Raw genomic sequence first — 21,444 nt, forward strand, 5'->3', positions numbered from 1 at the left:
GATGCGCGGCTATCTGCTGCGGAGGCTCCCCTCCGCCCTCTTCGTCCTCCTCCTCGCCTCCCTCCTCGTCTTCGCCGTGCTCCGGCTGGTCCCCGGCGACCCCGCGGCCGTCCTCGCCGGACCCGACGCGAGCGCCGAGGCCGAGGCCGCCATCCGGGCGAGCCTCGGCCTCGACGATCCGCTGCCCGCCCAGTACGCGCGGTGGATCGGCGGCCTCCTCACCGGCGACCTCGGACCCTCGTACGCGATCGGTGGCCGGACCGCCGACCTGATCGGCGACGGCATCGGCGCCACGGTCGAACTCACCCTCGGCGCCCTGCTGTTCGTCATCGTCCTCGGCGCCGCCTTCGGCATGGTCGGCGCGACCTCCCGCAACCGCTGGCTCCGCGGCACCGTCCGGATCCTCACCACCGGAGCGCTCGCCGTCCCGCCCTTCGTCACCGGCGTCCTCCTCGTCCTCCTCTTCGCCGTCCTCCTCGGCGTCCTGCCCCCGGGCGGCCGCGTCCCGCTCCTCACCGCACCCGACCTGGGCGTCCAGTACCTGCTACTGCCCGCCCTCTGCCTCGCCCTGCCCAGCGCCGCCGTCCTCGGCCGCTACCTGGAGGACAGCATCGGGCGCGCCCTCTCCGAGGACTACGTCCGCACCGCCACCGCGGCCGGCATCGCCCCCCGCCGCCTGCTGTGGCGCCACGCCCTGCCGAACGCCCTTCCGCCCGTCGTCACCCTCCTCGGCATGCAGACCGGGCACCTCCTCGGCGGAGCCGTGCTCGTCGAGGCGATCTTCGCCTGGCCGGGCCTCGGCCAACTCGCCGAACAGGCCCTGGTCCGCCGGGACTACCCCGTCGTCCAGGACCTCCTGCTCCTCCTCGTCACCGTCTTCGTCCTCGTCCAGCTCGTGACCGACCTCGTCCACGCCTGGCTCGACCCCCGGATCAGGTGGGAGTGACCCCCATGACCACCCTCGCAGCGGCCCAGAAGGCCCCTCTCGACAGCCGGACCGGAAAGCCCCGCCGGCCCCGCCACCCCTACCGGGCCGCCCTGGCCACCGCTCGCGGCCGCACCGGTCTCGGCCTGGTGCTCCTGGTCGTCCTCGCCGGGCTCCTCGCCCCGCTCCTCGCCGGGCACGGCCCCACCGACCAGAGCGCCCTCGCGCTCGCCGGTCCCGGCACCCCCGGACATCCGCTGGGCACCGACGACCTCGGCCGCGACCTCCTCGCCCGCCTCCTCCACGGCATCCGCGCGGACCTCGGAATCATCGCCGTCGCCGTACCCCTCGGCGCCGTCCTCGGCTGCCTCCTCGCCCTGGCGGCGGCCTGCCACCCGCTCGCGGACACCGTCGTCCAGCGGGCCTTCGACCTCGTCCTCGCCTTCCCCGGACTGATCCTGGCGCTCGCCGTCACCGCGATCCTCGGCCCAGGCCGGGTGCCCGTGATCCTCGTCATCGCCCTCGCGGAGATCCCCGTCTTCGGGCGGCTCCTCCGCACGGGCATCCTCGTCCAGCGCGGCCGGGAGTACGTGACGGCCGCCCGCGTCGGCGGGACCTCCGGCGGCCGGATCCTCACCCGGCACATCCTGCCCAACGCCGCCGACCCGCTCGTCGTCCAGTTCGCGGTCTCCCTCACCGTCGCCGTGTTCATCGAGGGCGCCATGAGCTTCCTCGGCGTGGGGGTACGGCCTCCCGAACCCACCCTCGGAGCCGTACTCAGCCAGTCCATGCCCTATCTCGCCCAGGCCCCGCACTTCGCCGCGGGACCGCTCGTGACCGTGACCGCGCTCGTCCTCGGCCTCTCCCTGACCGCCGAGGCACTGAGCCGGGAGATACGCCGATGACCACCCCGCCGCTCCTCGAAGTCCAGGGCCTGGACGTGGAGTTCACCACCCCCGACGGCGGAGCGCTGCACGCCGTCCGGGAGGTGTCCTTCACCCTCCGCCGGGGCGAGACGCTCGCCGTGGTCGGCGAGTCGGGCTCGGGCAAATCCACCACCGCCCTCGCCCTGCTCCGCATGCTCCCCGGCACCGGCCGGATCACCGGCGGGGCCGTCCGTCTCGACGGGCAGGACCTCGCCACCGCCGACGAGCCCGCGCTCCGAGCCGTGCGCGGAGCCCGTGTCGGCATGGTCTTCCAGGACCCGATGACGGCCCTCAACCCCGTCCTCACCGTCGGCCGCCACCTCGACGAGGTGCTGCGGGCGCACGGAGGGCGGGACAGGAAGGCCCGCCGCACCCGGGCCGTCGAACTCCTCGCCCTCGTCGGCATCCCCGACCCCGAGCGCCGCCTCGACGACCACCCCCACCAGTTCTCCGGCGGCCAGCGCCAGCGCGTCCTCATCGCCATGGCGCTGGCCGGCGAACCCGACATCCTCCTCGCCGACGAACCCACGACCGCCCTCGACGCCACCGTCCAGGACCAGATCCTCACCCTCCTCGGCGACCTCACCCGCACCACCGGCACCGCGCTCGTCCTCATCACCCACAACATGGGCGTCGTCGCCCGCGCCTGCGACCGCGTCCTCGTCATGTACGGCGGCACCGTCGTCGAGGACGGTCCCACCGCCGAGGTCCTCTCACGCCCCCGCCACCCCTACACCGCCGGCCTGCTCGCCGCCGTGCCCCGGCTCTCCGCCCCCTCCGGCACCCGGCTCACCGGCATCCCCGGCACCCCGCCCGACCTCTCCCTGCCCCTCGCCGGCTGCGCCTTCGCGGCCCGCTGCACCCTCGCCGAGGCCCGCTGCCACACGGCCGCACCGACGCTCACCGAGGTCGCGGGCACGGGCGGCGACACCGTCACCGGCACCGCCACCGGAGCGGGGACGGGCACGGACACCGGGTCCGTCCGCGCCGCCTGCCTCCTCGCCGCCGAGCGCACCGACCCCCTGCCGCCGCCCCCGCCGCCCGCCCGGATCGACCGGCCCGCGCCCGGCGCCGTCGTCCTGCGCGCCGAAGGGCTCCGCAAGACGTACAAGAGCCGCCGCCGCTCCTTCACCGCCCTCGACCACGTCTCCCTCACCCTCGCCGCGGGCGAGACCCTCGGCATCGTCGGCGAGTCGGGCTCCGGCAAGTCCACCCTCGCGCGGGTCCTCGCCCACGCCCACCCCGCCGACGGCGGCCGGATCCTGCTCGACGGCCAGGACGTCACCCGCCCGGGCCGGGCGGCGCTGCACTCCGTCCGCCGCCGCGTCCAGATGGTCTTCCAGGACCCGTACGCCTCGCTCAACCCCCGCATGACCGTGGGCGAGATCGTCGCCGAACCCCTGCGCGCCTTCGGGACCGTCGCACCGGGGGAGCGCGCCGAGCGCGTCGCGGAACTCCTGCGGCTCGTCGGCCTCGACCCCGCCGCCGCCGACCGGCACCCGCGCTCCTTCTCCGGCGGCCAGCGCCAGCGCGTCGGCATCGCCCGCGCCCTCGCCCCCGAGCCCGCCGTCCTCATCTGCGACGAACCCGTCTCCGCGCTCGACGTCTCCGTCCAGGCCCAGATCGTCGGCCTCCTCACCGACCTCCAGCGCGACCTGGGCCTCGCCCTCGTCTTCATCGCACACGACCTGGCCGTCGTCCGCCAGGTCAGCCACCGCATCGCGGTGATGCACGAGGGCCGGATCGTCGAGACCGCCGCCGCCGACGAGCTGTGCGAGCGCCCCCGCGACCCGTACACCCGCGCGCTGCTGGCCGCCGCGCCCGAACCCGTGCCCGTACGGGCACGCCTACCCGTCGGGGCGGTGTCCGCGTGAGCGCCTGCTGCACCCCGGGACGCGGCTGTTCGGGAGGTCCCGGCGCCGCCCCCGCCGTCGAACCGCTCCCGTCACCGACCGTCCGGACCGCTCCCCCGCCCCGCACCATGGCGGAGCTGCCCGGCGGCACCTTCCGCATGGGCGACTCCTCCGGCGAGGGCTACCCGGCCGACAGCGAAGGGCCCGTGCGGGAGGTCACCGTCGCCCCCTTCGCGATCGACACGACCGCCGTCACCAACGCCCGGTACGCGGCCTTCGTCCGGGCCACCGGATACCGCACCGACGCCGAACGCCACGGCTCCTCCTTCGTCTTCCACCTCCTGCTCCACCCCGCCGCCGCGCACCACGTCCTCGGCCGGGTCCCACAGGCCCCCTGGTGGCTCGGCGTCACCGGGACCGCCTGGCACGCCCCCGAGGGCCCGGGCTCCGACGTCGAAGGCCGCGCCGACCACCCCGTCGTCCACGTCTCGTACGACGACGCCCTCGCCTACTGCGCCTGGGCGGGCGTCCGGCTGCCCACCGAGGCCGAATGGGAGTACGCCGCACGCGGCGGCCTCGACGGCGCCCGCTACCCCTGGGGCGACGACTTCACCCCCGGCGGCGAGGAACGGTGCAACACCTGGACCGGCGACTTCCCGTACCGCTCCGACCGGCCCGGCGGACGCGTCGGCACCGTACCCGTCACCGCCTACGCCCCCAACGCCTACGGCCTCCACAACACCTCCGGCAACGTCTGGGAGTGGTGCCAGGACGCCTTCGGCCCGGGCGAGCGGGTCATCCGGGGCGGCTCCTACCTCTGCCACGCCTCCTACTGCAACCGCTACCGGGTCGCCGCCCGCTCCCACAACACCCCCGACTCCTCGACCGGCCACGGCGGATTCCGCACAGCCCGATCGCTTCCTCCGGAAGGACCCGCCCCCGCATGAGCTCCGCACCCCGCCGCGACCCCTACGAAGGCTTCGCCGGCCGCGTCGGCCGCACATTCGCCGACTCCGAACCCGCCTGGCCCAGCCGTACGACCCCACCCGCCAAGGCACCCAACATCGTCGTCGTCCTCGTCGACGACATGGGCTTCAGCGACATCGGCCCCTTCGGCTCGGAGATCCCCACACCCGTCCTCGACGGCCTCGCCGACGACGGCGTACGGCTCACCAACTACCACACCATGCCGCTCTGCTCACCGGCCCGCGCCGCCCTGCTCACCGGCCTCAACCCGCACCGCGTCGGCTACGCCATGGTCGCCAACGCGGACCCCGGCTTCCCCGGCTACGGCATGGAGGTCGCCGACGACATCCCCACCCTCGCCGAACTCCTCCACGACGCCGGCTACGCCACCTACGCCGTCGGAAAGTGGCACCTCGTCCGCGACTCCGCCTCCAACGCCGCCGACGAACGCGCCAACTGGCCCCTCCAGAAGGGCTTCGACCAGTACTACGGCGTCCTGGAAGGCCTCACCAGCCTCTTCCACCCGCACCAACTGGTCAGGGACAACAGCCCCCTCGACATCGACGAGTTCCCCGACGACTACTACTACACCGACGACATCACCGACCAGGCCGTCTCCATGGTGAAGTCGCTGCGCGCCCACGACCCCGACAAGCCCTTCTTCCTCTACCTCGCCCACAACGCCGTCCACGGCCCCCTCCAGGCCAAGCCCGAGGACATCGCCCGTCACCGCGGCCGCTACGACGAGGGCTGGGACACCCTGCGCGAGCGCCGCTTCGCCGCCCAGCTCGCCGCCGGGCTCTTCCCGCCCGGCACCGAACTCCCCGCCCGCAACAGCGAGGCAGGACTCGACGTCCCCGCCTGGGACACCCTCACCGCCGACCGACAGCGCCTCTACGCCCGCTACATGGAGGTCTACGCGGCCCTCGTCGACAACATCGACCAGAACCTCGGCCGACTCACCGACACCCTCGCCGCCCTCGGCGAACTCGACAACACCATCATCGTCTTCACCTCCGACAACGGCGGCACCGGCGAGGGCGGCCCCGAGGGCACCCGCTCCTACTTCAGCCGCTTCGTCCACCACCCCCGCCTCCCCGGCGACTGGGACCCCGACGTCGACCGCGACCCCGAACTCATCGGCGGCCCCCGCAGCCTCGTCCACTACCCGCGCGGCTGGGGCATGGCCTCCAACACGCCCTTCCGCCTCTACAAGGGCCACACCTACGCGGGCGGCGTCCGCGTCCCCTTCGTCCTCACCTGGCCCGAAGGCACCCGCGACGGCCGACTCGCCACCGGGCTGCGCCCCCAGTACCAGTACGTCACCGACATCGCGCCCACCCTCCTCGAACTCGCCGGCCTCACCCGCCCCGAGAGTCGCAGGGGCATCCCCCTCCAGGAGCCCGACGGCATCAGCTTCACCCCCGTCCTCGCCGACCCCGCCCACGCCTCGACCCACCCCGAGCAGTACTGCGAGATGACCGGCAACCGCAGCCACTACCGCGACGGCCGCAAACTCGTCACCCTCCACCGACCCGGCACCCCCTACGACGACACCGAATGGGCCCTCTACGACATCAGGACCGACCCCACCGAGATCCACGACCTCGCGGCGGAACAGCCCGGACTCGTCAAGGAGCTCTCGGCCGCCTGGGAGGAGGCCGCCTGGCGCAACGGCGTCTTCCCGCTCCCCGACCACAGCGGCGCCCTCGCCCGACGCAACCCCGCCGAACAGCGCCTCACCGGGCCGCTCACCCTGCTCCCCGGCACCCCGGAACTGGAGCGCTACCGCTCCTCACGGCTGGTCTCCCTGCGCTCCTTCGCGATCGAGGTCCTCGTCGACGAGACCGGCGACGGCGTCCTCGTCTCCCACGGCGACCAGGGCGGCGGCTACAGCCTCTACGCCGAGAACGGCCGGCTGACGTTCGCATACAACGAGTACGGCCGCCTCCACGAGACGGACGCGGGCCCGCTGGCCGAGGGCCCGCACGAGGTCCTGCTCACCGCCACCGCCGAGGAGGGACTCCGCTGGCGGTTCACCGTGACCGTGGACGGCGAGCAGCGCGCCGCCCCCGACAGCGTCCACCAACTCATCGGCATGGCGCCCTTCCAGGGCATCAGCGTGGGCGTCGACCGCAAGTCGCCCGTCTCCTGGCCCCTCTTCGAACGCCACCGCTCCTTCCGCTTCACCGGCCGCCTCCGCTCCGTCACCTACCGGCCCGGAGCGCCGGGCCCGGACGCGCCCGAAACCGTCGCCACGGCGCTCAAGGAGGCGGCGGCCGCCTTCGAATGACGAAGAGCGGGCGGTGCCGCCCGGCGGACTCCCGGGGAGCGCCCGACGGGGCGGGGTCGGGGCCGGGGCGAATTCCACCGGCTCCCACCCCACCCGACCTGCCACAATGTCCCGATGACCCAGGATCCCGACATCGCCGAGGCCATCGCGGGCGAACTGCGCCTACTCGACCCGGCCGTACGCGTCTCCCGTGCCGGCGCCGCCGAACTGCTCGACCCCGACTTCGTCGAGGTCGGCTCCTCCGGCCGCCGCTGGACGTACGAGGAGATGCTCGCCGAGCTGCCCGAGATGGACGGCGCCGCGGAGGACGGCCCGCGCCACGAGACAGCCGAGGTCACGGGCACGCTCCTCGCCCCCGGACTCGTCCACGTCACCTACGACTCGGTCCTCGACGGCCGGCGTTCCCGCCGCAGCTCCCTGTGGCGCCGGCCGCCCGGGGCGACGGCCGACGCACCCCTGCGGCTGTACTACCACCAGGGCACGCCCGTCCCCGAGGGCCGCGTCTGACACGGCGCCGGAACGGGGCGCCTACGGGGCGGCCGTCACGCGAAGCGGGACACGAAGCGCCGCTGCCAGGGCGTCTCCACGGCGCGTGACGCGTAGTGCTCGCGGACGTAGGCCACCGCCTCGCGTCCGGGCACGCCGTCCAGCACGGCGAGACAGGCCAGGGCCGTACCGGTCCGTCCGTACCCGCCGCCGCAGGCGATCTCCACCCGCTCGTCCGCGGCGCGGGCCCACGCCTCGCGCAGCGCCTCCGCGGCGGCCGAGCGGTCGGACGGCAACCGGAAGTCGGGCCAGCGGACCCAGCGGGTCTCCCAGTCGACGGCGGGCGGCTGGTGGCCCAGCAGATAGAGCGCGAAGGTCGGGGACGGACCCGCGGGAAGGGGCCGCCGGAGCCCCCGGCCGCGAACGAGCCGACCGGAGGGGAGCCGCATGACGCCCTCGGCCCCGGACGTCCAGGGTGTGGTCATGGAGGTGAGCCTAGAGGGCGTCCTGCGGAGCTCGGGCCCGCGGTCCTAGGTCCTGTCGTCAAACTCCCGTCGTCCGCCCGAAGGGCGGGCCCTGCGGCGTCAGGTGCGTGCTCTCGGCGTGCCGGGCGCGGGCCCGCGTACTGGATGTACGCGGGTCTGTGCCCGGTGCGGTGAGAGTGCGTGCATGGCGTCGCAGGGCAGGCGGGAGTTTGACGACAGGGCCTAGCGCGGGGTCACGCTGCCGTCGTAGACGTTGTCCGGCGTGACGATCTGGGTGATCGCGCGGGCGAGCAGCGTGGACGGCTCCTGGTTGTCGACGCGCCGGACGTCGGTGTTGAGCATGAGGACCAGGGTGGCCTTCTGCGAGGGCAGATAGACCGTCACCGTCTCGTACCCCGGCAGCGAGCCGTTGTGCCCGATCCAGCCGTCGGTCTTGAGGATGCCGAGGCCGTACGTCGTGCCGGGGAACCCGGTCGGCAGCGTCTTGAGCCGCTGGGCCTGGGTCTCGCGACTGAGCAGCTCCCCGGTGGCGAGGACCTTGGCCCACCGCCGCAGGTCCTGGAGGTTCGAGATCATCGCCCCCGCAGCCCAGGCCCAGCTCGGGTTCCAGTTCGTGGCGTCCGCGATCTCGCCGCTCAGCGTCTGGTCGGTGTAGCCGTGCGAGTGCGGCTCGGGGAACTCGGCCGCCTCCGGGAACAGCGTGCCGAACAGGTGGGTCGGCCGGAGCACGCGGTTGCGGATGACGTCCTGGAGCGGCTGGCCCGTCACCTTCTCGACGACCAGACCGAGCAGGATCAGGTTGGTGTTCGAGTACTGGAACTGCGCGCCCGGCTCGAAGGTGTTCTTGTGCTTCATGCCGTACGGAAGCAGCTCCTCCGGAGTCCACGGCCGATCGGGGTCGCTCAGGAGCGCCTCGATGAAGTCCGGGTCGGAGGTGTACGGGAACAGGCCGCTGCGCATCTCGGCGAGGTGGCGGAGCGTGATCCGGTGCCCGTTGCGCACGCCGTGCACGTACTTCGCGATGGGGTCGTCCAGGCCGACCCGGCCGTCGTCGACGAGCTGGAGCAGCGCGGTGACGGTGAAGGTCTTGGTCTCGCTGCCGATCCGGATGTACGAGTCGGCGGACATCGGCTCACCGGTCGCGGTGTCGGCGACGCCGGTCGCGCGGACGTAGCTTCCCTTGCCCGGCATCCACAGACCGACGACGACGCCGGGGATGCCCGCCTGCTTGCGGACGTCCGCGACGGCCTTGTCCAGCCGTGCGTTCACCTCGGGGCCGAGCCCGCCCGGCGGGCAGTCGTCCTTGTCGTACCGGTCGACGCTCGCCGCCTGGACGGCCGGGGCCGGGGCCACGACCGTCGGGGCCAGCACGGACGCCACGAGCAGTGCTGCGGCGAACAGACGTCGGGTGGGGATGCGTCGCATATGGGGGGCGCCTCTTCCGGGTCGGGGAGCAGGCAGCCACATCACCATCCGCACCGACGGCGGAGGGCCCTGTCCGGGGAGCGCCCCACCGAGTCCACTCGTTCGGCGTCGCGGGGTTCGCCGAGGCGGCCCCCCGGATCGACCGGACACTGCCTAGGTGTATGCGTCCGTGACGCAGTCCGCGGCGCACCGCCAGTGCTCGAACCGGCGCCGCAGCGCCGCCGCCGCGTGCCGCCGGTCCACCGCGGCGTACCCGTAGCGATCCCGTGTCACGCTCACCACGGCCTCGACGGTGACGATGGCCGGTTCGCCGTCACCTGCGGAGCTGCGCGCCGTCGCGATCACGTGGTCGGCCGCCCGCTGCAGGTCGCGCGCGTACTCCCGCTGGGCGACGGACCGCGCCCGGGAAGCGGCGAACGGCCGCACGGCGCGGCCCTTCCAGACGACACCCGCCGTGATGAAACCCGCGCCGAGGAGGAAGACGAGCGACCCCAGCGCGACATCGAGGCTCCACCTCATCGCCTGCCGCCTTCCCCGGAAACGCCTGCACTGCCGGCCCGCGCCCCACAGGTCCGACGGTCGGTCCGTCCGATTCTAGAGCGCGGAGCGCCGCGTCCGTGGGCGCGTCCACGGGGTGTCCGGATAGTCCCGCCCACCGTCACGGCACCCGGATCCGGTGTCCGGTGGCCCGACACCCGACACCGGGCCCGACACGGGATTGACACGTGTAAGCACGCGGTGACACGCTCCTCGTCCGGCCCCGTGTCGCCGCGCGCAGAAGGAGCAGCACCGCAATGAGCACGACCGTCACCACCTCCCGAGGTCCCGTCCGCGGCGAACGCCGTGCCGACGGCAGCCTCCGCTTCCTCGGCATCCCCTACGCGCAGCCCCCCGTGGGCGACCTGCGGTTCGCCGCGCCCGTCCCGCCGGAGCCGTGGACGGAGCCGCTCGACGCCACCGCGTACGGCCCGACCGCCCAGCGCCGCCCCTTCGGCGAGGTCGTGATCATCCCCGAGCCCACGATCCCGGGCGAGGGCGTCCTCAACCTCAACGTCTTCACCCCCGACGCCGACCCGGAGGCCGGGCTCCCCGTCCTCGTCTGGATCCACGGCGGCGGCTACGTCGCCGGTTCGGCGGCCAGCCCCTGGTACGACGGGGCCGCCTTCAACAGGGACGGCGTCATCGTCGTCTCGCTCGGCTACCGGCTCGGCATCGAGGGCTTCCTCCACCTGGAGGACGCCCCCGACAACCGCGGCGTACGGGACTGGATCGCCGCCCTGGAGTGGGTCCGCGACAACATCGCGGCCTTCGGCGGCGACCCCGCCAAGGTCACCATCGCCGGCCAGTCGGCGGGCGGCGGCGCCGTCCAGACCCTCCTCGCCGTCCCGTCCGCCCGGGACCTGTTCCGCGGCGTCATCTCCGTCTCGGGCGCGCTCCTGCGCCCCGACGGCCCCGAGGTCGCCCGCGCCGCCGCCCGGCTCCTCACCTCCCGCACCGGCGTCCCCGCCACGGCGGCGGCCCTGCGCGACCTCGGCGACGACGAACTGCTCGCGCTCCAGGACCGGCTGGCCGAGGAGGGCCCGGACCGAGAGGGCCTGCCGCCGATGCTGGCCCTCGCGCCCTTCGCGGACGGCGAGCTGATCCCCGTACCGGCCCTCGAAGCCCTGACGTCGGGCGGCGCGGGTGACGGCGTCCCGCTGATGCTCGGATTCACCGAGCACGAGTTCACGATGATCCCCGCACCCGAGGGCCTCCCGGTGCCGCTCGTGCTCGGCGGCCTCGGCCTGGACGCCGCCCGGATCGACGCCTTCACCCGGGCGCACGCGGAGGGCGGCGAGGCCCTCCTCTTCGGGCAGGCGCTCACCGACTCGATCTTCCGCGCCCCGAACCTCGCCGTCGCGGACGCCCGCGCCGCGCGGGAACAGCCCACCTGGCTCTACGAGTTCGCCTGGCGCTCGCCGGTCATGGGCATCGCGTTCCACTGCCTCGACCTGCCCTTCGCCTTCGACGTCCTCGAATCCGAAGGAGTCGCGCCCGCCGCCGGGGGCGCGCCGCCGCGCGCCCTCGCCGACGCGGTGCACCGGGCCTGGGTCGCCTTCGTGACGGACCAGGACCCGGGCGCCGACTGGCCGCGCTACACCACCGACCGGCGCGCCACGAGGATCTGGGACACCGAGCCCCGGATCGCCGAGGACCCGCTGGACGGGGTCCGCGCGATCTGGTCCGACTGACCGGAGCGACGCCCGCGGGGCCGGGCCCCGGACGGCCTCGGTGCGCGTCCGGTCAGCCCTCGAAGCCGACCGTGCCGTCCGGGAGGATCGCCTCGACGCGCGCGCCGTGCTCGACGGTCCGGCTCACCGTGCAGAACTTCTCGTGCGTCAGGCGCACCGCACGGGCGAACACCTCCTCCGCCTTCGGGTTGTTGTCCGGAAGCTCGAACTCGTAGCTGACCCTGATCCGGCCCAGCCGGCCCTCGTCCTCGGGGCCCGAGACGGACTCCACCACGATCCGCAGGTCGTCGTGGTCCACGGCGCGCGCGGTCCGGTCGACGACCAGGCCGCCGCAGCCGCCCATCGCCGCGAGCAGCAGCTCGACCGGCGTGAACGAGGGCTGCGCGTCCGCGTCGTCGGCGGCGGCCATCCGGACCTCCGCGCCCCGGTCGTTGCGGGCGGTCCAGTTCCGGTACCCGGTGCGGACGGTTTCGATCCGGTAGTCGGCCATGGCGGCGGAGCTCCTTCGCTGTGGTGCGGTGTTCGTGGTGTTCGTGGCGTTCGCGGCGTTCGCGGTGTTCGTGGTGGTCCCGGTGGTCCCGGTGGTCCCGGTGCTCCCGGTGGTGCGGTGGTGCGGTGTTCCCGGCGGTGCGGGGGCGGAACGATCGACCGCCAAACCATCCCACGGACCCGGCCCGTTCCTCCTGCTCGTCGGCCGGCGCTGAATCACCGCCCGCCGGAACGCGCGCCGACGCGGGCCAGCACGACCGAGCCCCAGGCCTCGGAGACCGCGCCCCAGACCGTACGGAGCCGCGGTTCCGCCTCCCGTACCGAGGCCACCACCGCCACCGGGTCGCCGCCGTCCGCCCTGACCTGCGCGTCGTCGGCCTCCGCCCACCGCGCGACCGTGCCGGCCCCCGCCTCCGGATGGAACTGGAGCGCCCAGCCCGCCGGCCCCACCCGGAACGCCTGGTGCGGGCAGTCGTCCCCGCCGAGCAGCGGCACGGCGCCGGCCGGCAGCCCGTCCACCTCGTCCCAGTGCCACTGCGCCGCCGGCGCGCCGTCGGGCACCCCGCCGAGCACCGGGTCGGCGTCGGCCGCCTCAAGCCGTCGCAGCGGTACGGCCCCCAGCTCGGGCCCCCGCGTCCGCGTCACGACCGAACCGCCCAGGACGTCGGCGACGATCTGGCCACCCAGGCATATCCCGAGGAGCGGCACCTCATCGGCGACCGCCTCGCGAACGAGCGCACGGACCCGCGGCAGCCACGGGGCGGCCCCGTCGTCCCGGCAGCCGACGGACCCGCCGAGGACGAGGAGCCCCGCGTGCCCCCGCAGGTCCTCGGGGAGGGACTCGCCCCGCCAGGCACGCACCACGTCGAGCCGGAGCCCGGCCCGCACCAGATGCTCTCCGACGAGCCCGGGACCGGCGTCCTCCTCGTGCTGTACGACGAGAACTCCGGGTCGGACGGGGCCGACCGGTCCCCTCTCGGCAGTCTCCGTCTCACTCATCCGCTGCGTCTCCCCATCTGCTTCGTCTGCTTGATCGCTTCGTCTGCTTGAACTGCTTGGTCTGCTCACCTGGTCGATCCGGCTGATCGCCGGTTGAGTACGCCAGGCCGCCTGACTGAGTACGGCGACCGATACGCGGCCGGGCCTCAGGCGCTGGAATGGGCACATGACCTTCGACGCCCGGCGCACCCGCTCCCTCCAGCACGTCACCGCCACCGGCGCCGCCCTCGCCGTGGCCCTCGGACCCCTGGTGCTCGGAGCCCTGCTGGTCCGGTCGGCGGGCGGCGACCCGATGGCCTCCGTCAACGCCCTCATCGCGGGCGGCGGCCAGCGCGCCCGGCTCTCCCGCGCGCACCTCCGCTCCTGCGGCGACCGCGTCCAGTCTCACGGCCGGCGGGCCGGCAGAAAGGCCTGGGCGTCAGCTCCACGGGGTCCGGTACGGGTCGCGGTGAGGCGCGCGGCTTCGGTCATGCCCGGCACCCTACGGCGGGCTTCCGCTCCGAAGGGTCCCCAGGGGGGCCGTGCATGAGCGATGATCGTCGCCTCTGACGAATACCCGGCAGTAGCAAGAACACCGGGGCCTGGACGAAGGGCACACCGAATGCCGAGGCGGCACCCCGCGCGGGACGACCACCACACGAGCGGCGGCGGGGAAGGTTCCCCGGCTCCGGCCGGGAGCGGTGGACCCGGCATCGGGCGGCGCCGGTTCCTCGGCTACGTCCTCGCCGCGCCCACCCTCACCGTCGCCGCCCAGCTCGGCGCCGAGGCCCTCGTGCCGCGGCAGGCCGCCGCCGCGGCCCCGGCGCTCATCCCCTCGCTGCCCGGACCGGCGGAACTCCTCGACCTCAACGAGCTGCTGACGCTCGCTGCCCTGCCGACCAGCAACCTCATCACGATCCGCGTCGACGGCGACGGCACCGCCCACTTCGCGCTGCCCCGCGCCGAGGTCGGCCAGGGCGTGACCACCTCCAGCGCCATGATCGTCGCGGAGGAGCTCGACCTGCCCCTGGACAAGGTGAAGGTCACGCTCGCCGACGCACGGCCCGAGCTGCTCTTCAACCAGCTGACAGGCGGGTCCAACACCACCTACTCCACCTACACGCCCATCCGGGTCGCCGCCGCCGTGGCCCGCGGCCGCCTCCTCCAGGCCGCCTCCCTCGTCCTCGGCGACGCCGTCGAGACCCTCACGACGAAGGCCGGCGCCGTCCTCTCCCCGGCCGGCACGCTCCTCGGCTACGGCGAGCTCGCCGCGAAGGCCGCCGCACTCACGAGCACCGCGGTGGAGGTGGAGCTCAAGGACCGGGCCGACTTCCGCGTCGTCGGCACCGCGCAGCGCAGGCTCGACGCCCTCGACGCCGTCACCGGCCGCAAGAAGTTCGCCATGGACCTCCAGATCCCGGACGCCCTGCCCACGATGATCTGCCGCCCGCCCACCATCAACGGCACCGTCCGCTCTGTGGCCAACCTCGCCGAAGTCCGGGCCATGCCGGGCATCACCGACGTCGTCACCGTCTCCACCGGCGTCGCCGTCCGCGGGCGTACCTTCGGTCAGTGCGTCGACGCCGTCCGGGCCCTGGACGTCGAGTGGGGCCCCGGCACCGCCGAGGGCGCCTCCGACGCCACCGTCCTGGAGAAGCTCCGCCGGGCCGAACTCCCCCTGGTGGTACCGCCGCTGCCCCTGCTCACCAAGGCGGTCGACGCCCGCTTCACCTTCCACTTCTCCAGCAACGCCGCCGTGGAGACGAACTGCGCCATCGCGGACGTACGGGAGGACTCCGCCGAGATCTGGGCCTCGCTGAAGGCCCCGATCGTCGCCCAGGAACAGATCGCCCTCAAGCTCGGCCTGCCGCCCACCGCCGTCCGCGTCCACGTCACCGAGGGCGGCGGCTCCTTCGGCCGCAAGCTGTTCCACGACGCCGCCCACGAGGCCGCCGAGGTCTCCCGCGCCCTCGGCAAGCCCGTCAAACTGATGTGGCACCGCACCGACGACTTCCGCCAGGGCCGTACGCACCCCATGTCCACCTCGCGGGTCCGTGCCACGTACGCGCTGGGCGAGGTCCTGACGTACGAGCAGCGCCACACCTCCGTGGCCACCGACTTCGGGCACGGCATCGGCGAGCTCCTCACTGCCGAGGCGGCCCGGCTCCCCGTCGGCGATCTCGCCTTCTCGGAGACGATGTTCCAGCTCACCCAGGTCAGCCCCTACCACCTCGGCGTCACGACCCAGCTGCTCTCCGAGACCGACAAGGGCTACAACACCGGGTCCATGCGCGGCATCTACTCGCCGAACGTCCGCTGCGCCCAGGAACTCGTCATGGACGAACTGGCCCGCCGCACCGGCCAGGACGGCTACGCGATGCGGCGCAAGCTCATGAAGGACCCGAGGGCGCGAGCCGTCCTCGACAAGGTCGCCCAGCAGGGGGAGTGGGGCCGGACGATGGCGCCCGGCACGGCCCAGGGCATCGCCGTCCACGCCGAGTACCACTCCTTCGTCGCGGTCCTCGCCGAGATCGACTGCCGCCCGCAGACCACCGGACGGAAGGTCCCCAACGCGTACACGGGCCCGCGCGTGACCAAGGTCGTGTGCGCCGTCGACGTCGGTCTCGCCGTGAACCCGCGCGGTCTCGAGGCCCAGATGATGGGCGGAATCTCCGACGGCATCGCCATCACGCTCACGTCCGGACTCCACCTGCGTGACGGGCACTTCCTCGAAGGCAGCTGGGACCAGTACTTCTACACCCGGCAGTGGAACACCCCGCCGGAGCTGGAGATCGTCGTGATGCCGTCGAACGGTGAGAAGCCGGGCGGCGCGGGGGAGCTGGCGGTCGCCGGAGCCATGGCCGCCGTCGCCTGCGCGTACGGGCGGGCCACCGGCACGATGCCGACCGTCTTCCCGCTCAACCACGCCGAGCCGCTCGGCTTCACCCCCTTGCCGACCGTCCCGCCCGTCCCGGCCTCGCCCACCGACGGCCGTGACCGCACCATCTGAGACCTGGAGTCCCCCGTGCCGCAGCACACCTTCATCCTGAACGGCAAGGCCGTCACCGCCGACGTCGAGGGCGACGTCCGGCTCCTCTGGGTCCTCAGGGACGTCCTCGGCGTCACCGGACCCAAGTACGGTTGCGGGGTCGGCGTCTGCCGGGCCTGTACGAGCCACCTCAACGGCAAGGCGTTCACGCCCTGCGCCGTGCCCGTCGAGGCCCTCGACCCGACCGACGAGGTCACCACCATCGAGGGGCTCCCCGACACCGTGGGCAGCGACCTGCACCCGATGCAGGAGGCGTGGCTGGACCTCGACGTCGCCCAGTGCGGCTTCTGCCAGCCGGGCCAGATCATGGCGGCGGTGGCGACGGTCCGCAAGGCGCGCGAGGCCGGCCGCGAGATCACCGAGGCCGACCTCGACACGATCCGCAACATCTGCCGCTGCGGCACCTACCACCGCATCCGGCAGGCGGTCGTGGAGGGCTCACGCCGCATGGAGTGACGGTCTCCTCGCTCCCCGGCGCCCGGTCCTCCGCGACTACGCCGAACCCGTCGCCAACTTCTCCCGCACGGCGTCCAGACCGGCGGCCTCGCGGGCGGCCTCCTTCTCGACGGGCTCGGCGCGGGGGCCCTTCCCTGGGGCGTCCTCTTCCTGCTGGTGCCCGTCGTCGCCGTCGTCACGGGCGCGCGCACCCCACGGCTTCCCGGCCCCGGACCTCCTGCCTCCGGCCTTCCTGCCTCCGACCTTCCGGCCCCCGGCGTCCCTGCCCCGCGCCTGCCCGCCCGCCGGAGCCGCTCCTGATGAGCCGCGCCCGCCGGAGCGGCCGAAGGCCCCCACCGCGTCAGGGCGGTGGGGGCCTTCGGGGCTGCGTGCGGGGTGGTTCAGGCGGTCGGCGGGATCCGGGACGGCCGTCCGCCGCCGCGGGTCAGGACGTAGCCGCCGATGCCGGCGAGCGCCGCGAGGATGCCGCCCGCCGCGGTCCAGATCCAGCGGTCGGACCACCAGCCCGAGGACCAGCCGTCCTCCGGGGCCGCCGCCTCCACGGCGGAGGTCCGGCCAGCGTCGGCGTCCGCCTCCGCCTGGTCGGCGGTGGTCGCCCCGGGCACGAGCGGCGCGGCGAGCGAGCCGTCCGTGGCGTAGGCGCCGCCCTTGTCGAGGGTGGTCACCCCGACCCGCGCCGTGAACGGCTGGCCGAGGTCCTCGTCCGGAAGGCCCGTGACGGTCAGCCGGACGTAGTAGCTGCCGGGCAGCGGGTCGTTCGCCCAGGCGTCCGCCGACGCGCGGACCGGCCGCAGCACACAGGCGAGCTCCACCGACGAGGCCTCCTTGGCCGCGGTACGGGACTGGGTCCCGTACATGCACGGCTGGCGCCGCCGCAGCCCGTCGTACACGTCGACCCGCCAGGTGGTGGGCCCGTGCCGCAGGGCGGAGTCGGGGAGCGTGACCGTGGCCTTCACCGTAGGCCGCTGCCCGGTGTCCGCAGGGAACACCCAGTACAGGTAGTCACCCGTGGCGGCCTGCGCGGTGGCCTGCTGCCCCGGGAGGAACCTCGCGGCGGTACGGAACGTCGTCCCGGCCTCCGTCGGCCCCGCCCCGGCACTCGGGTCCGCGGTGGGGGAGTCGGCCGTCGCGCCCGGCGCGGTGAGACCGAGGAGCGCGGCGCCCGCGAGGGCGGCCGTGGCGAGCATGCGTACGGTACGCATCAGTTGGTCCTCCAGACAGCGACGCGCCAGCGGGACACCCAGCCCCAGAGCAGACCGGCCAGGAAGCCGGCGAGCACGAGCACGCCGAGCAGCCACCAGCCGCGGCCGAGACCGAAGGCGGCCGCGTCCGAGGCGGCCGACGGGCCGTCGACGACGTCCACGGTCAGCTCGATCGGCATGCCGGGCGTCGTCTTGACCGACGGGGGAGCGGAGAAGGAGTTGCTGACCTGGAGGCAGACGGTCTCGGCGGCCGGCTTCGCGTCCCCGGGAGCGTCGTCGAGCTCCGGCTTCGGGTACCGCAGGCCGGTCGACATGACGTCCGTACGCCCGTCGCCCGCCTCCGAACCGCGGACGATCTCCCGGCCGTGGCGGGTGACCGCGCGCAGCAGCACCCCGTAGTCGTTGTTGACGGCCCGGTCGGCCGACACACTGACGGAGGCGCGCAGTTCCTGGCCGGGCAGTAGGTCCACCCGGTACCAGCGGTGCTCGCCGAAGGTCTCGCGGTCGGTGTAGAGGCCGGGCTTGAGCAGCGGGGCATCGACGCACCGCGCCGTGCCCTTCGTCCCCACCGGGGTGACGACCGGGTCGGCGGCGCGGTCGACGAGCTGCTTCACCCGGCGCGAGAGCTCCTCGGTGCGGTGGACCGAGGTGTACGTGCCTCCGGTCGCCTCCGCGATGCAGGTGAGCTGCTGCCGGGTCTTGGCGTCCGGCACGAGACCCAGCGTGTCGATGACGAGGTGGATGCCCTTCGCCGCGATCTCCCGCGCGACCTGGCAGGGGTCGAGCGGGGCGCAGGTGTCCTCGCCGTCCGTGATGAGCACGATCCGCTTGGTCGCCCCGTCGTCGCCGAGGTCGTCGGCCGCGCCGAGCAGCGCCGGGCCGATCGGCGTCCAGCCGGTGGGGGCGAGGGTGGCGACGGCGGTCTTGGCCTCCGTACGGTCGAGCGGGCCGACCGGGTAGAGCTGCCGGGTGTCCTTGCAGCCGCGCTTGCGGTCGGGCCCCGGGTAGTCGGCGCCGAGCGTGCGGATGCCGAGCCGGACCTCCTCGGGCACCGCGTCCAGGACCTCGTTGAAGGCCTGCTTGGCGGCGGACATGCGGGACTTGCCGTCGATGTCCTTGGCCCGCATGGACCCGCTGACGTCGAGGACCAGCTCGACCTTGGGGGATTCCTTGGCCACCGGCTCGTCGGCGGCGGCGCTCGTGGGCAGGAGCGCGGCGGTCAGGGCGGCGAGCAGCGCGAGCGCCCCGGTCGCCAGCCGTTTTCTCGTGATCATCGCCGGATCGTATTGATGATCCTCCGACAAACCAAAACGGGGGTTGCCGGTTCGCCGTCCGCGGCGGCCTTTCCACCGGAATCCCCTGGGTGTCAGTCCTCCGCGGCCAGGCGCCGTACCTCGGCCAGTGCCTCGCTCACCGCTGCCGGGATGTCCGTCACCGGGAAGCGCGCGTGCCGTACCGTGCCGTCACGGTCGATGACCAGCACGATCCGTTTCAGCCGCAGCAGTTGTCCGGCGCGGAAGGTGGGCAGGCGCAGGGCGGCGGCGAGGCGGAGGTCGACGTCGGAGAGGAGGGCGAAGGGGATGTCCTCCTGGCTCGCGAACACGCGCTGCTCGTCGGGGCGTTGGGTGCTGACGCCGTGCACCTCCGCGCCCGCGGCGCGGAAGTCCTCGTAGGCGTCCCTGAAGAGCCGGTTCTCCAGCGTGCAGCCGATGGTGCCGGGGATGTGTGACCAGCCCTCCGGCAGGGGGCTGGGGCTCCCGGTCGCCGGGTAGCAGAACAGGACGGTGGCCACGCTGTCGGCCACCGGGTCGACCGGCGCGCCGTCCCGGTGACGGGGCAGGCGCAGGCGCGGCAGTCGCCGGCCCGTCAGGTCCGCGACGCGCTGGGCCTCCGCGCTCGTCTCGTCGGCGGTGCCGCTGAGCGAGCCGTCGCCGAGGAGCCAGCGGTCGGCCCAGTCCTGCATCGACAGCAGGACCGGCAGCAGCCCCCGGCCGCTCTCGGTCAGCCGGTACTCGTGCCGCGTCGGCCGCTCCTGGTACGGGACCTTCTCCAGCACCCCCGTCTCCACCAGGTGCGCCAGGCGCTCCGTGAGTACCTTGCGGGAGATGCCCAGCTCCTCCTGGAGCGCGTCGAACCTGTGGTGCCCTCGGGCTGTCTCCCGGATCAGGAGCAGGCTCCACCAGTCGCCGACCACCGACGCGGCCTGCGCGATCGCGCAGGCCGCGTCCCGCTCGGGAACCGACCTCATCACTGCGTCTCCACTCCTGCGCGCACGGCGGCCGCTCGTCAGGACCATCTTGCGCCATGAGGTCGGTTCCGGATAGAAACTCACCTGGAACGAGTGAGTTCCCAAAAGAGACTAACAAGATCCGGGGGGTGGACGCCGTATGAGCGGAACACGGGCGATCCAGGAGCACGACCGACTCGACGACGAACGGGAGGGCTCATCGCCGGGCGTCTTCTGGCGCTTCTGGGCAGCCGCCACCGTCAGCGGCGCGGGCACCGCCGTCACCGCCCTCGCCCTGCCGCTCGTCGCTCTCACCGTCCTCGACGCCACCGCCTTCGAGGTCGCCCTGCTCGCCGCCGCCGGACAGGTCTCGTGGCTGCTGCTCAGCCTCCCGGCGGGCGTCCTCGCGCAGCGCGTGCCGCTGCGCCGGCTCCAGGTCACGCTCGACCTCGTACGGTTCGCGGCGCTCGGATCGCTGCCGCTCGCCTCGTGGCTCGGCACGCTCACGTATCCGCACCTGCTGTTCGCGGCGCTCGTCACCGGGTCGGCGACCGTGCTGTTCGACATCGGCAACTCGACCTTCCTGCCCGCCGTCGTCCCGGCCCGGCAGCTGGCCGCCCGCAACAGCGTCATGTCGGGCACGCACGCCGTCACCGACACCGGCGGCCCCTCCCTCGGCGGCGTCCTGATCGGCGCGACAGGCCCGGTCGGCGCGCTCGTCGTGGACGCCGCGAGCTACCTGGCCTCCGCCGTGCTCCTGCGCACCCTCCCCGAGAGCCGCCCCGGGCCCCGCACCGGCGAGAGCGCGCTGCGGCTGATGCGCGAGGGATGGCGGTACGTCACCAAGCACCCGGTCATGCGCCCCTGCATGATCTGGGCGACCGCCGCAAACTTCCTCAACGCGGCCCTCGTCGCCCTCACCCCCCTCTACCTGGTCCGCGAGGCCGGCCTCGACTCCGTACAGCTCGGTCTCGTCCTCGCCATGGACGGGGTCGGCGCGCTCGCCGGCGCCGCCGTCGCGGTCCGCGTGACGACGCGCCTCGGCACCGCGCGGGGCGTCATCGTGGCAGATCTGGCCGGCGGCGCGCTGCTCCTGCTCGCCCCGCTGACCACGTCGTCGGGGGACGCGTACTGGTTCGCCCTGGGCAGCGGCGGCTTCGCCTTCGGCACCGTCATCGGCTCGATCGCCACCCGCACCTACCGGCAGACACAGTCGCCCCCGGAACTGCTGTCCCGCGTGATGGCCACGGTCCGCTTCGTCTCCTGGGGCGCGATGCCGCTCGGCGCGCTCACCGCCGGCCTCCTCGCCACCCACCTCGGCGCCCACACCGCGCTCTGGACCGTCTGCGCCGCCGCCCTGCTGCCCCCGCTCTATCTCTTCTCCACCCGGGTGGGCCGCCACCGCGACCTCATCCGACACCCTGACGCCACGACACCGTCGGATCGCTGACAG

General features: G+C 73.9%; 21 protein-coding genes. 12 read left to right on the forward strand and 9 right to left on the reverse strand.

The window, feature by feature from the left end; genetic code table 11:
- Position 1: 1 nt before the first annotated feature.
- From IE124_RS10820 to IE124_RS10845, 6 genes are all read left to right on the forward strand, one after another.
- Positions 2 to 946, forward strand: coding sequence for an ABC transporter permease (locus tag IE124_RS10820; RefSeq protein WP_189507288.1), 945 nt, complete (start codon positions 2 to 4; stop codon positions 944 to 946).
- A gap of 5 nt (positions 947 to 951) precedes the next feature.
- Positions 952 to 1,830 (forward strand): ABC transporter permease, encoded by an 879-nt coding sequence (locus tag IE124_RS10825; RefSeq protein WP_189507289.1) that lies wholly within the window; start codon positions 952 to 954, stop codon positions 1,828 to 1,830.
- On the forward strand, positions 1,827 to 3,725 hold the full coding sequence (locus tag IE124_RS10830; protein ID WP_189507291.1) for an ABC transporter ATP-binding protein: 1,899 nt from the start codon (positions 1,827 to 1,829) through the stop codon (positions 3,723 to 3,725). Before IE124_RS10825 ends, IE124_RS10830 begins: the two co-directional genes overlap by 4 nt.
- Complete coding sequence (locus IE124_RS10835) at positions 3,722 to 4,651, forward strand: formylglycine-generating enzyme family protein (protein WP_370468750.1); 930 nt, start codon at positions 3,722 to 3,724, stop codon at positions 4,649 to 4,651. Before IE124_RS10830 ends, IE124_RS10835 begins: the two co-directional genes overlap by 4 nt.
- Positions 4,648 to 6,963 (forward strand): arylsulfatase, encoded by a 2,316-nt coding sequence (locus IE124_RS10840; protein WP_189507293.1) that lies wholly within the window; start codon positions 4,648 to 4,650, stop codon positions 6,961 to 6,963. The genes IE124_RS10835 and IE124_RS10840 overlap by 4 nt, the downstream gene beginning before the upstream one ends.
- A gap of 114 nt (positions 6,964 to 7,077) precedes the next feature.
- Positions 7,078 to 7,470, forward strand: a complete 393-nt coding sequence (locus IE124_RS10845) for a nuclear transport factor 2 family protein (protein ID WP_189507295.1) — start codon at positions 7,078 to 7,080, stop codon at positions 7,468 to 7,470.
- A 35-nt stretch (positions 7,471 to 7,505) separates the two neighbouring features.
- Here IE124_RS10845 and IE124_RS10850 read toward each other — a convergent pair whose 3' ends face one another.
- The 3 genes from IE124_RS10850 to IE124_RS10860 form a co-directional block, all read right to left on the reverse strand.
- Positions 7,506 to 7,934 (reverse strand): protein-tyrosine phosphatase family protein, encoded by a 429-nt coding sequence (locus IE124_RS10850; RefSeq protein WP_189507297.1) that lies wholly within the window; start codon positions 7,932 to 7,934, stop codon positions 7,506 to 7,508.
- Between the two features lie 222 nt (positions 7,935 to 8,156).
- Complete coding sequence (locus tag IE124_RS10855; protein ID WP_189507299.1) at positions 8,157 to 9,359, reverse strand: serine hydrolase domain-containing protein; 1,203 nt, start codon at positions 9,357 to 9,359, stop codon at positions 8,157 to 8,159.
- Positions 9,360 to 9,512: 153 nt separating this feature from the next.
- On the reverse strand, positions 9,513 to 9,878 hold the full coding sequence (locus tag IE124_RS10860) for a hypothetical protein (protein ID WP_189507301.1): 366 nt from the start codon (positions 9,876 to 9,878) through the stop codon (positions 9,513 to 9,515).
- A 275-nt stretch (positions 9,879 to 10,153) separates the two neighbouring features.
- On the opposite strand from IE124_RS10860, the gene IE124_RS10865 reads away from it, so the two are divergent.
- Entirely contained in the window at positions 10,154 to 11,590 is a 1,437-nt protein-coding gene (locus IE124_RS10865) for a carboxylesterase/lipase family protein (RefSeq protein WP_189507304.1), read from the forward strand.
- Positions 11,591 to 11,642: 52 nt separating this feature from the next.
- Here IE124_RS10865 and IE124_RS10870 read toward each other — a convergent pair whose 3' ends face one another.
- Positions 11,643 to 12,080: an OsmC family protein gene (locus IE124_RS10870; protein ID WP_189507306.1), complete on the reverse strand. Its 438-nt coding sequence runs from the start codon at positions 12,078 to 12,080 to the stop codon at positions 11,643 to 11,645.
- Here IE124_RS10870 and IE124_RS10875 point away from each other — a divergent pair.
- A complete protein-coding gene (locus tag IE124_RS10875) occupies positions 12,079 to 12,294 on the forward strand; it encodes a hypothetical protein (protein WP_189507308.1) in 216 nt (71 codons plus the stop codon). The two genes, IE124_RS10870 and IE124_RS10875, sit on opposite strands and share 2 nt — an antisense overlap.
- Before the next feature lies 1 nt (position 12,295).
- Here IE124_RS10875 and IE124_RS10880 read toward each other — a convergent pair whose 3' ends face one another.
- Positions 12,296 to 13,078, reverse strand: a complete 783-nt coding sequence (locus IE124_RS10880; RefSeq protein ID WP_189507309.1) for a type 1 glutamine amidotransferase — start codon at positions 13,076 to 13,078, stop codon at positions 12,296 to 12,298.
- A gap of 166 nt (positions 13,079 to 13,244) precedes the next feature.
- Here IE124_RS10880 and IE124_RS10885 point away from each other — a divergent pair, with 166 nt between their 5' ends.
- From IE124_RS10885 to IE124_RS10895, 3 genes are all read left to right on the forward strand, one after another.
- Positions 13,245 to 13,607 carry a hypothetical protein gene (locus IE124_RS10885; protein ID WP_189507310.1) on the forward strand — a complete coding sequence of 121 codons (363 nt, stop codon included), beginning with the start codon at positions 13,245 to 13,247 and terminating at the stop codon, positions 13,605 to 13,607.
- Between the two features lie 72 nt (positions 13,608 to 13,679).
- Positions 13,680 to 16,067, forward strand: a complete 2,388-nt coding sequence (locus IE124_RS10890) for a molybdopterin cofactor-binding domain-containing protein (RefSeq protein WP_189507311.1) — start codon at positions 13,680 to 13,682, stop codon at positions 16,065 to 16,067.
- Between the two features lie 15 nt (positions 16,068 to 16,082).
- Positions 16,083 to 16,562: a (2Fe-2S)-binding protein gene (locus tag IE124_RS10895; RefSeq protein WP_189507312.1), complete on the forward strand. Its 480-nt coding sequence runs from the start codon at positions 16,083 to 16,085 to the stop codon at positions 16,560 to 16,562.
- A gap of 36 nt (positions 16,563 to 16,598) precedes the next feature.
- Here IE124_RS10895 and IE124_RS35335 read toward each other — a convergent pair whose 3' ends face one another.
- The 4 genes from IE124_RS35335 to IE124_RS10915 form a co-directional block, all read right to left on the reverse strand.
- Complete coding sequence (locus tag IE124_RS35335; protein WP_189507313.1) at positions 16,599 to 16,898, reverse strand: hypothetical protein; 300 nt, start codon at positions 16,896 to 16,898, stop codon at positions 16,599 to 16,601.
- Between the two features lie 44 nt (positions 16,899 to 16,942).
- Positions 16,943 to 17,764, reverse strand: coding sequence for a hypothetical protein (locus IE124_RS10905; protein ID WP_189507314.1), 822 nt, complete (start codon positions 17,762 to 17,764; stop codon positions 16,943 to 16,945).
- Positions 17,764 to 19,038, reverse strand: coding sequence for a VWA domain-containing protein (locus IE124_RS10910; RefSeq protein WP_189507316.1), 1,275 nt, complete (start codon positions 19,036 to 19,038; stop codon positions 17,764 to 17,766). The genes IE124_RS10905 and IE124_RS10910 overlap by 1 nt, the downstream gene beginning before the upstream one ends.
- A gap of 92 nt (positions 19,039 to 19,130) precedes the next feature.
- Positions 19,131 to 20,012, reverse strand: a complete 882-nt coding sequence (locus IE124_RS10915; protein WP_189507318.1) for a winged helix-turn-helix transcriptional regulator — start codon at positions 20,010 to 20,012, stop codon at positions 19,131 to 19,133.
- 139 nt (positions 20,013 to 20,151) lie between these two features.
- Here IE124_RS10915 and IE124_RS10920 point away from each other — a divergent pair, with 139 nt between their 5' ends.
- Complete coding sequence (locus IE124_RS10920; protein WP_189507320.1) at positions 20,152 to 21,441, forward strand: MFS transporter; 1,290 nt, start codon at positions 20,152 to 20,154, stop codon at positions 21,439 to 21,441.
- Positions 21,442 to 21,444 lie beyond the last annotated feature (3 nt).

The organism is Streptomyces narbonensis (genome assembly GCF_014649015.1).
Lineage (GTDB): Bacteria > Actinomycetota > Actinomycetes > Streptomycetales > Streptomycetaceae > Streptomyces > Streptomyces narbonensis.

Coding starts and splice junctions, on each gene's coding strand:
- IE124_RS10820 (WP_189507288.1), top strand. CDS start 2: ATGCGCGGCTATCTGCTGCGGAGGCTCCCCTCCGCCCTCTTCGTCCTC.
- IE124_RS10825 (WP_189507289.1), top strand. CDS start 952: ATGACCACCCTCGCAGCGGCCCAGAAGGCCCCTCTCGACAGCCGGACC.
- IE124_RS10830 (WP_189507291.1), top strand. CDS start 1,827: ATGACCACCCCGCCGCTCCTCGAAGTCCAGGGCCTGGACGTGGAGTTC.
- IE124_RS10840 (WP_189507293.1), top strand. CDS start 4,648: ATGAGCTCCGCACCCCGCCGCGACCCCTACGAAGGCTTCGCCGGCCGC.
- IE124_RS10845 (WP_189507295.1), top strand. CDS start 7,078: ATGACCCAGGATCCCGACATCGCCGAGGCCATCGCGGGCGAACTGCGC.
- IE124_RS10850 (WP_189507297.1), bottom strand. CDS start 7,934: ATGACCACACCCTGGACGTCCGGGGCCGAGGGCGTCATGCGGCTCCCC.
- IE124_RS10855 (WP_189507299.1), bottom strand. CDS start 9,359: ATGCGACGCATCCCCACCCGACGTCTGTTCGCCGCAGCACTGCTCGTG.
- IE124_RS10860 (WP_189507301.1), bottom strand. CDS start 9,878: ATGAGGTGGAGCCTCGATGTCGCGCTGGGGTCGCTCGTCTTCCTCCTC.
- IE124_RS10865 (WP_189507304.1), top strand. CDS start 10,154: ATGAGCACGACCGTCACCACCTCCCGAGGTCCCGTCCGCGGCGAACGC.
- IE124_RS10875 (WP_189507308.1), top strand. CDS start 12,079: ATGGCGGCGGAGCTCCTTCGCTGTGGTGCGGTGTTCGTGGTGTTCGTG.
- IE124_RS10870 (WP_189507306.1), bottom strand. CDS start 12,080: ATGGCCGACTACCGGATCGAAACCGTCCGCACCGGGTACCGGAACTGG.
- IE124_RS10880 (WP_189507309.1), bottom strand. CDS start 13,078: ATGAGTGAGACGGAGACTGCCGAGAGGGGACCGGTCGGCCCCGTCCGA.
- IE124_RS10885 (WP_189507310.1), top strand. CDS start 13,245: ATGACCTTCGACGCCCGGCGCACCCGCTCCCTCCAGCACGTCACCGCC.
- IE124_RS10890 (WP_189507311.1), top strand. CDS start 13,680: ATGCCGAGGCGGCACCCCGCGCGGGACGACCACCACACGAGCGGCGGC.
- IE124_RS10905 (WP_189507314.1), bottom strand. CDS start 17,764: ATGCGTACCGTACGCATGCTCGCCACGGCCGCCCTCGCGGGCGCCGCG.
- IE124_RS10910 (WP_189507316.1), bottom strand. CDS start 19,038: ATGATCACGAGAAAACGGCTGGCGACCGGGGCGCTCGCGCTGCTCGCC.
- IE124_RS10915 (WP_189507318.1), bottom strand. CDS start 20,012: ATGAGGTCGGTTCCCGAGCGGGACGCGGCCTGCGCGATCGCGCAGGCC.
- IE124_RS10920 (WP_189507320.1), top strand. CDS start 20,152: ATGAGCGGAACACGGGCGATCCAGGAGCACGACCGACTCGACGACGAA.